Source organism: Clostridioides sp. ZZV15-6597 (assembly GCF_020657815.1).
Lineage (GTDB): Bacteria > Bacillota > Clostridia > Peptostreptococcales > Peptostreptococcaceae > Clostridioides.
Genome location: NZ_JAGWCT010000018.1, coordinates 44,801 through 54,630, shown reverse-complemented (window position 1 = coordinate 54,630; position 9,830 = coordinate 44,801). Strand labels below are relative to the sequence as shown.

The following is a 9,830-nucleotide window of genomic DNA, read 5'->3' as shown; positions in this document are numbered from 1 at the left end:
AGATTTGTATAAGAGACAGGAATATATCTCAATACTTTAATATAATTAAGTGTATGCTATTAAAAAATATACAGGAAAAAGAAGAAAGAAGGGGTACTTTTGTCAAAATTAAAGAAATTTGTTATACTACTGGCTTTTTTGGTAGTAATATTCCCTATAAGCGTCTATGGATATTTTTATTATAAATTATCTACCATTCATGACTCGAGCATAAATAGTGATTTATTAAATAATAATGACCATAAAAATGAAAATGGAATAACTAACATACTACTTATGGGAACAGATGCTAGACCAGATGAAGATTCTTCAAGGTCAGATGCTATGATGATATTAACTATTGATAACAAACATAATGATATCAAACTTACATCATTAGCTCGTGATAGCTATGTAGACATCCCTGGTCATGGTAAACAAAAACTTACTCATGCCTATGCTTATGGACAAGCTGATTTGTTAATACAAACAATTGAAGAGAACTTTAATGTTGATATTCAAAATTATGCTTGTGTTAATTTCGAATCATTTATGTATATAATTGATGCTATTGGTGGCGTTGAAGTTACAATTGAAAAAGGAGAAATAAGTGAATTAAATAAATTTATTCCTGAAACTTATGGTTGGAATAAAAGTGATGATAAAGGTAGCATACAATATATTAGGAAATCTGGAGTACAAACTTTAAATGGATATCAAGCATTATCTTTTGCACGTATCAGACATAATGATACTGCCTTTGCAAGAGATGGAAGACAAAGAGAGATTATACAAGCTATAATCAAGAAAACAGAAACTTTACCTGTTACTAAATATCCAAGTTTATTAGATGCTGTTCTTCCATATGTTAAAACTAATATGAAGCCTAATGCAATACTTTCTCTAGGAGCTCAAGTTTTAAAAATGGGCGACTTAAATATTAAACAATTTGAATTCCCTATTGATGATGAAATTCATAGTACAGGTGGTATATATGGAAAAGCTGGTTGGGTTCTTAGATTTGACCCAGATACTTTAGATATATTACATGATTTTATATTTAATGATATAGAATTTAAACAATAATAACACTAAAAAACATTTAACGCAAATATTGTTATAAAATATAAGATTAAATATATAAAAAGAACTATATTACATAATTATTTTCAAGTTATTATACATACTTGATTATAAAATGTATATAGTTCTTTTTTTACTTTCTACTTTAATTTAATACTTTTTAATTTAACATTTTCCAATTTGATACTTTTATTTTAATTTGCCTTTATAGCATTTATAATATAGTATCTTTATTAAATTCTTACTATTGAACTAGGTTTAATAAACTGTTTAATGCAGTTTGATTTATTCCATCTCCAGCTTCATATACTAGGCTTGTCTTTTTAGGCTCTAGAGCAGTTTTCTGAGCAGATGTTACACTATTTCCAAGCATAACTACTGGTGATTTTAATTTTGCTGCTAAAGGTCCTGATGTTAATGCATCTACTAACTGATTACTCTTACTTACAAATATTGATGAATATTCAGCATTTGGATAGAATTTCTGTATTACTTTTCCATTTGTTTCTTCTCTATTTTCTCCAGCTATTCTATTTTTAGATACATCATTTGTAATAACTTTATCTAATTTATTTATTACTGAATCAGATATACTTAAATTACCACCTATAAAGTATGCATCTTTTACATTTAAGTCTGATACCCAATTATAGATTTCATCACTTACATTATCTTTTGATACTAATACGATTGGCTGTTTTTCTTCTCCTGCTTTTGAAGCTATAGAAAGAGAATCTGCTTCACCTGTACCACTTGTTATATATAGTTTGTCTACTGGATTAGTCTTTGCTAATTCTTTTGCTATTAAAAGAGATGTGCTATATCTATCTGAGCCACCCACTCTGTTTATTGATACATTTGATAATGTATCTTTTATCTCACTTTCAACTTTATCTCCAATAGAATTATTTCCTCCTATTAAGATAACTTTACTTGGATTAAGTCTTTTTATTTCATTTTTAGTAGATGTTGGTATATCACCCTTATTTACTAATAATATAGGTGCATCATTTGCAGTAGCAAGTGGAGTTGATGTTATACCATCGACTATAGAATATCCATTTACTAATACTACTGTATCTGAATTTGTAGCCCATCCTTTTTTACTTATTGCAACTGCTGTATCATATCTTTCAGCACCTCTTAATTTTTCCACCTTGACATTAGATGGTGGAGTCACTGGCTGTTCATTACTGTCAGAGTACAAGCTCTTTAAATCATTTTGTATAGATGTACTATTTGCTATATCTTTAGCTGAAAAATACATACTACCCTTTATTTCACTATATTTTCTATTTAATGTTACTTGCTTCACTATTTCTTTTGCTATGTTTTGCCCATTATAACTTGATTGCCCTTGTTTATATATACCTTGTCCTATGTATAAGTCTACATTTGTTCCTTTTACTTCATTTGCCCACCATGAAACTAATTTAGAGTAGTCTGCGGCTTTAAGACCAATTGGCCAGTAAAGTTGTGGAACTACATAATCAACTAATCCTTGTTTTATCCATGCTCTTGTATCTGCATATGTACCTACATAACTTTCATTACCTGATGTATCTGAACCTGTTGGGTCACTACTCTTGTTTCTCCATATTCCAGCTGGACTCACACCAAATACAACTTCAGGCTTTATACTCTTTATAGATGCCTTTACATCTCTAAGTAGAGTATTTACATTTTCTCTTCTCCAATTGTCTTTGTTTTGTCCTTGTCCATATTTTTGATATGTAGCAGTATCGTTAAAACTTACTCCTGGATAGAAATAATCATCAAAATGAACACCATCTATATCATAATTTTGAACTACCTCTGCTATACTATCAACTATGTACTTTCTAACTTCTGGTAAACCTGGGTCATAGTAATACTTATTTCCATGTTTAACTACCCAACTTGGATTTTTCTTTGCTGGATGGTTTGCTGGCAATTTATCTATGCTCTCATCTGCCATAGTTATTCTGTATGGATTAAACCATGCATGGAATTCCATTCCTCTTTTATGTGCTTCTTCTATTAAAAATGGTAATGGGTCATATCCAGGGTCTTTACCTTGAGTACCTGTAAGATATTCAGACCATGTGTTTATCTTTGATTTATATAAAGCATCTGATTTTGGTCTTACTTGAACCACTGCTGTGTTTATTCCTGCACTTTTTAATTTGTCTAATAAGTCTGTGTATTCCTTTTTTTGCTTGGCTTCATTATTTTTAGTCTTAGGCCAATCTAAGTTATAAACTGTAGATATCCAAGCAGCTCTCATTTCCTTATCATTTGACGAATCAGCAAATGAACTTACACTACACATTGTAAGTGTCATTACCAACGATAATAGTAATATACTTATCTTTTTCATTTCATCCCCCTTAATTTCTTAAATTTATTTTTTTCTACAATATACTCCTTACTAAGTATATCTAAAGTTCATATTATCTGTCAAATATTGAATAATATAGTTAATATTTATATTTAATATTTGATTATAATATGAAATAATTTATTATAAAAAAAACAGCAAAGAAATTTATATTCTTTGCTGTTTTTATAACGTTCATCACTATTTTAATATTAATTAATACTTCACTTTCTATGTAAAACATTAAACATAACTATATTTAATGTTAATATTCAATCCTATGTAAATTAAATCTATTATTATTGTAAAACACGTGTAGCAGTTATAAGTCTTCTAGCATAATTAGTTCCTGGAGCCATACTAGTAACTTTTACTACATCTCCTGTTTGTGGTGAATGTATAAATTTAGAATCTCCTATATACAACCCAACATGATTTATTGAACCACCTGAACCAAAGAAAACTAAATCTCCTGCTTTTAATTCTGCTCTAGATACTTTCTTTCCTACTGTTGCTTGTGATCTTGATACTCTTGGTAAATTAACTCCTGCTCCATTTTTGTAAACATACGAAGTGAACCCAGAACAATCAAAAGAGTTTGGTCCAGTTGCTCCCCATCTATATGGTTTACCTTGTTGCTTAAATGCTAAGTTTAAAACATTTTGTACCTTTGCGTCTACATTTCCACCTTCAATAGTTAAATAATCTCCATTTACCCATCCTGTAACATTGTCAACTGTTCTTATTTTTATCCATCCATTTGAATGTAGTTCTAAAACTTCAACTTTGTCACCTGTGTTTATCTTTCCTACTATTGCATCATTTGCACTAGCTCCACTTCTCATGTTTAAGAAATCACATTGATCTACTGTCGCAGTCATAGGTGAATTAGATAACTCTGCTGCACTAGCTGTTATTGCTCCTGCCTCTACTGTAACAACTCCTGCTATTAACACCATCGCTATAAATTTTTTCAATATATGTTTTTTATTTTTAATATTCATCATAATCTCAAATACCTAATCCTTTCGAAAATTTAACATTTTGTTCCTTCGTTTCCAATTCCTAATTAACATTCTAACTTACATCAAAATAAATTGCAACCTTTTTTGTAATCTTTTTGTAATCTTTTTGTAATCTTTTGTTTCTTTTTAGTATATATTTGTTTCTTTTTGCTCCCCCTGGTTACAAATTAGAAATATATTCTACTTCTCTCGAGTTGTTGCAATTTCTTTGATATTAGCATCTTCTGGTTTAATGTAAGTTGGTACTAATTTTCTCATGACACCATCTATTTTTTCAGTCTCTTCATTGTTTGTAATTTCTTTTAAAAGTTTTAAGTATTTTGTTATTTTTTCTCTATCAACATCTATTGGCCTACCAATAAAAATCTTTTTATGCTCTGTATCTAACAGACCTTCTTCTGACATAAGAAGTTCTTCATACAATTTTTCTCCTGGTCTAAGACCAGAAAATTCAATTTTTATATCAACATCTGGTTCAAGCCCACTAAATTTTATTAAATTTTTTGCTAAATCCAATATTTTTACAGGCTCTCCCATATCAAGTACAAATACTTCTCCACCTTTAGCCATAGCTCCAGCCTGTATAACAAGCCCTACAGCCTCTGGTATTGTCATAAAATATCTAATAATATCTGGATGTGTAACAGTTACTGGTCCACCATCTTCAATTTGCTTCTTAAAAAGGGGAATTACACTTCCATTACTTCCAAGTACATTTCCAAATCTAACTGCAACAAACTCAGTCTGACTTTCATCATTCATTGTCTGTATAATCATCTCGGCAGCTCTTTTAGTAGCTCCCATTATATTTGTCGGATTTACAGCTTTGTCTGTAGATATAAGGACAAACTTCTTAGCTCTATATTTTGAAGATAAACCTGCTATATTTAAAGTTCCAAATATATTATTCTTTATAGCTTCACCTGGGCTTGACTCCATAAGAGGAACATGTTTATGAGCTGCTGCATGGAATACCACTTCTGGCTTATATTTATTAAATATTTCATCCATTCTTTTTTCTTCTCTTATTGAAGCTATTATTGCTTTTAAATCCAACTTGTTTTTATATTTTCTAAGCAATTCTTGTTGTATTGCATAAGCATTATTTTCATAATTATCAACTATAATAAGCTCTTTAGGATTAAACCCTGCAATCTGCCTGCAAAGCTCTGAACCAATTGAGCCTCCTCCTCCAGTTACAAGGATTACTTTTCCTTCAATATAGTTACTTATCTCTTTTAAATTTGTTCTTATAGGCTCTCTACCCAATAAGTCTTCTATTTCTACCTCTCTAATCTGTTTTATATCAACTTTTCCATCTATAATTTCATAAATTCCTGGTATTGTCTTTATTTTACAATTAGTATTCTTACACATATCAATAATTTCTTTTTTTCTGTGTTTTTCTATGTTGGCAATAGAAAAAATTATTTCATCTACTTTATATTCTTCAACTATATCATTTATCTTTGAAGTTGTTCCTACAATCTTTACATTATGAATTATTCTTCCGATTTTATTTTTATCATCATCGATTATAGCTACTGCTACTTTTTTAAGTTCTGGATTTCGCTTTAATTCTTGTATAACCATCTCTCCAGCATCTCCTGCTCCAATTATAAGAATGTTAGAAACCTTCCCTCTAGAGTATGTCTTATTCATGACTATTCTTATAGCCCTGTAGCCTATTCTCACTCCACTTGTAAACATTATAATAAATATCGTATTTAATACATAAAGCATTATAGGATAATCGAGTCCCAATATTCTATTTATCACATAAGCTGGAATTAGATAAGCTAAAGTTGCAATAAAAATCGAAATAATTTCTTCTTCTCCTGCATATCTCCATAATGTATTGTAACACTTAAACAATCTAAATGACACTATATGGAGTCCAATATATATACAAACTGAAATTATTACATTATTAACATTGAATACATCTAAATTGCCTGTCAAACTCAAAGACATTCGAAATGCTACTAGCACGCTACAAATATCTAGAATTAATAATGATAGTTGTCTAAATTTATATTTTTTTAAAAGCTTATTAAAAAAGCTTTCTTTCTCTAAATCTATACTTTCTCGCATAACTAGAAGCCCTCCATTAAACAGCAAAAGCTACGCACCTAAGCATAGCCAACAACATCTATCTTTTGCTGTATTTTTCAATTCTTATTTTTTATATTTATCTAATATAGAGTCGTATATTTTTTCTATATCATTAAAATTTAAATTAACTTCATAATTTTCTCTAACAAACTTACGCCCTTTTTTACCCATATTAAGTCTAAGCTCATCATTTTCCATTAGTTTTATTATAGCATTTTTTATTTCTTCTGGTTGCTTTGGCTCTACAATTAGCCCCGTTTCATTTTCCAATACAGATTCTGGATGCCCACCTACATTTGTAACAATGACAGGAACTTCACAAGACTCTGATTCTATTGCAGCTACACCAAAACCCTCTCTCAAAGAAGGAAATACAGTTACATCAAAAGAATTAAAAGTCTTACTGACATCCTCTGGAGATATTCTACCTAAAAATTGAACATCATCTTCCACGCCTAATTCCTTAGTCAGATTCACTAAGTTATCCATTTGACTTCCAGAACCACCTATTTTTAAAATTATTTTCTTTTCTTTATATTCATCTTTCAACATCTTAAATGCTTGTACTAAATATTCAATTCCATATTTTTTTTCCAAACTCTTTATAATTCCTATTACAAAAGCATCTTCTTTTTCTACTTCCATAGGTTTAAATCTATCCATATCTACTCCGAAAAAGGTTACATCTACATGCTTGGCTGTATATTTATTAGCTTCTTTAGCCATGTCTCTACTATTTGAAAATATATAATCTGCTTTTCTAAAGTTATGTTTTATAATTTGTTTTTGTATAAAACCATTGTTTGGGAAATCATAAATATCAGTACCCCAAACAGAAATAATATATGGATGATACCCAAGTAAACTACCTATAAATCCATAACTACTTGCATATTGTGCATGAAGTATATCTGGCTTTATTTCATTTACTAGTTTATTTATTTGTTTTATTGAACCTAAGTATCCTGTTTTTTTAGAAATATTTTCATTTTTCAGTTCTTCTACATTAGAACCAAAGTCATAAATTTTAATTCCCTCCATGTGACCTCCATTTAAAGAGATAACATGAATGTCGTATCCTTTATTTTTAAAAAAACTACACCATTTCAAAGTATGAGGATTTGACCCATCAGCCAAATAACAAACAGTCTTCATAATATTTACCTTCCTATCGAATAATACTCAATACCTAGTTCTTTCATATCTTCAAGCTTGTAACAATTTCTTCCATCTAGAACTAAAGGATTTTTCATCTTTTCCTTATACTTATGTATATCATAATTTAAGACATCTTTCCACTCTGTCATTATAAAACATATCTCTGCATCTTCTATTGTATCATCTATAGATTTAGCATAAAGTATAGAATCCCCAAATATTTTCTTAGTATTTTCAACTCCTATTGGGTCAAATGCAGTAACTTTTGCTCCTCTTTCAAGTAAATATTTTATATTTGGAATAGATGGGGCTTCTCTTATATCATCAGTATCTGGCTTAAATGTTAATCCTAAAACAGCAACTTTCATATCTTGAAAGCTCTCTACTAGTTTAGATGCCTTTCTAACTAATTTAAGTTTTTGACTTTCATTCACTTCTATAGCAGCCTTTACTGTTTTTAATTCATAACCGTTGTGCTCAGACAGCCAATGAAGGGCTTTTGTATCTTTTGGGAAACAAGAACCTCCATAACCTATACCTGCTTTTAAGAATTTACTTCCTATTCTATCATCATAACTCATTCCTAAAGCGACATCTTCCACATTAGCACCTGCTATCTCACAAAGATTTGCAATATCATTCATAAAAGATATCTTAAGTGCTAAAAAGTTATTTGATGCATATTTTATCATTTCAGCACTATTTCTATTAGTTACTATTATAGGTTGATTAAAAGGTTTATAAATTTCTTCCAGTATTCCTCTTGCCCACTCACTTTCCACTCCTATAACAATTCTTGAAGCATGTAAAGTATCTCTTACTGCACTACCTTGTGATAAAAACTCTGGATTAGATGCAAGTTCAACTTTTACATCATTTTTTAAGTTTTTATTTATATAATCTTCTATTTCTTCATTTGTTCCAATTGGTACTGTAGATTTTATTACTACTAAAGTATCTTTTGTTACAGTTTCAGCTATTTGCTTTGCAACTGCCTTTATATAATCTAAATTAGCTGAACCATCACTTCTTTCTGGAGTTCCTACAGCTATTAGTATTATATCTACATCTTCATAAGCTTTTTTATAATCTGTAGTATAATCTATTCTTCCTTTTTCATAATTTCTAACCATAAGTTCTTCTAGGCCTTCTTCATATATAGGTGCTATCCCAAGTTGCATTGATTTAACTTTATGTTCATCTATATCAACACAAATTACATTTTCATTGCCTACCTCTGCTAGACAAACACCTGTTACTAGCCCTACATATCCAGTCCCAGCTATAGCTATTTTCATTTTTTTACCTCCAAGTATATAAAACTTATACTCTTTTTTTAATGGCATTAAAAACATAGAAACAAAATACATATAGGCTTTTTGGTAAACTTAAATTTTCAACATTTCTATAGGTATTCCAAGTTCGTTTTAATGCTTTTATCTTATTGCTTGATATAGAATTTCCAACTAGCCTATAATTCACTAAATCTTCTTGAATTCCATATGCATATTTTTCCTTTTTAAGTAATTGTAACCAAGTTGCAGTATCTTGTCCTCTTCTTACTAAAGGCATACTAAATTCACCTATGACATCCCTATCGATGACTACAGTAGAACACCCTATAATAGTATTTCTAAGTAATCCTTCATAGTCAATCTTTTTAGGTGCTCTTGCAACTTTACTCGTTTTTGTTCCATCTTGTCTCATATATCTATAAGATGTAAAAGAAAACCCGATATTTTCTTTTAACATATATCCTATCTGAATTTCTAACTTTTTACTATCCCATAAATCATCACTATCTACAAATGCAATAAATCGCCCTTCCGCATTTTCAATACCAACATTCCTAGATACTGCAGCTCCAGAATTTTTTTCAAGCTTTATATATTTTATTCTAGCATCTTCTTTTTGAAAACTTTTTATAATTTCACTTGAATTGTCCTTAGAACAATCATCCACTAATAAAAGCTGCCAATTTTTATAAGTTTGATTTTGGATTGACTTTATTGTCTCTGATAAAAACTCTTCTGAATTATATACAGGAGTAATTATCGATACTAAAGGCTCATTCATATTTTTACTCTCCTTATATAGCAACTAGCAGTACT

Annotated in this window: 7 protein-coding genes; 1 reads left to right on the top strand and 6 read right to left on the bottom strand. The window is 29.7% G+C overall.

Features of this window, described 5'->3' with window-relative positions:
• Positions 1-99: 99 nt before the first annotated feature.
• Complete coding sequence (locus tag KGF52_RS06510; RefSeq protein ID WP_227827538.1) at positions 100-1,065, top strand: LCP family protein; 966 nt, start codon at positions 100-102, stop codon at positions 1,063-1,065.
• Between the two features lie 241 nt (positions 1,066-1,306).
• Here the strand turns inward: KGF52_RS06510 and KGF52_RS06505 are convergent, their stop codons facing one another.
• From KGF52_RS06505 to KGF52_RS06480, 6 genes are all read right to left on the bottom strand, one after another.
• Positions 1,307-3,421, bottom strand: coding sequence for a cell wall-binding glycosyl-hydrolase Cwp19 (locus KGF52_RS06505; protein ID WP_227839532.1), 2,115 nt, complete (start codon positions 3,419-3,421; stop codon positions 1,307-1,309).
• A 299-nt stretch (positions 3,422-3,720) separates the two neighbouring features.
• On the bottom strand, positions 3,721-4,425 hold the full coding sequence (locus KGF52_RS06500; protein ID WP_227839531.1) for an SH3 domain-containing C40 family peptidase: 705 nt from the start codon (positions 4,423-4,425) through the stop codon (positions 3,721-3,723).
• A 201-nt stretch (positions 4,426-4,626) separates the two neighbouring features.
• The gene (locus tag KGF52_RS06495; protein ID WP_227839530.1) at positions 4,627-6,540 is read right to left on the bottom strand and encodes a nucleoside-diphosphate sugar epimerase/dehydratase; all 1,914 of its coding nucleotides are present in this window, start codon (positions 6,538-6,540) and stop codon (positions 4,627-4,629) included.
• Positions 6,541-6,624: 84 nt separating this feature from the next.
• A complete protein-coding gene (locus tag KGF52_RS06490) occupies positions 6,625-7,716 on the bottom strand; it encodes a glycosyltransferase family 4 protein (RefSeq protein WP_227839529.1) in 1,092 nt (363 codons plus the stop codon).
• A gap of 5 nt (positions 7,717-7,721) precedes the next feature.
• On the bottom strand, positions 7,722-9,089 hold the full coding sequence (locus tag KGF52_RS06485; protein ID WP_413894728.1) for a UDP-glucose dehydrogenase family protein: 1,368 nt from the start codon (positions 9,087-9,089) through the stop codon (positions 7,722-7,724).
• Complete coding sequence (locus tag KGF52_RS06480; protein ID WP_227839528.1) at positions 9,043-9,795, bottom strand: glycosyltransferase family 2 protein; 753 nt, start codon at positions 9,793-9,795, stop codon at positions 9,043-9,045. The genes KGF52_RS06485 and KGF52_RS06480 overlap by 47 nt, the downstream gene beginning before the upstream one ends.
• Between the last annotated feature and the right edge of the window lie 35 nt (positions 9,796-9,830).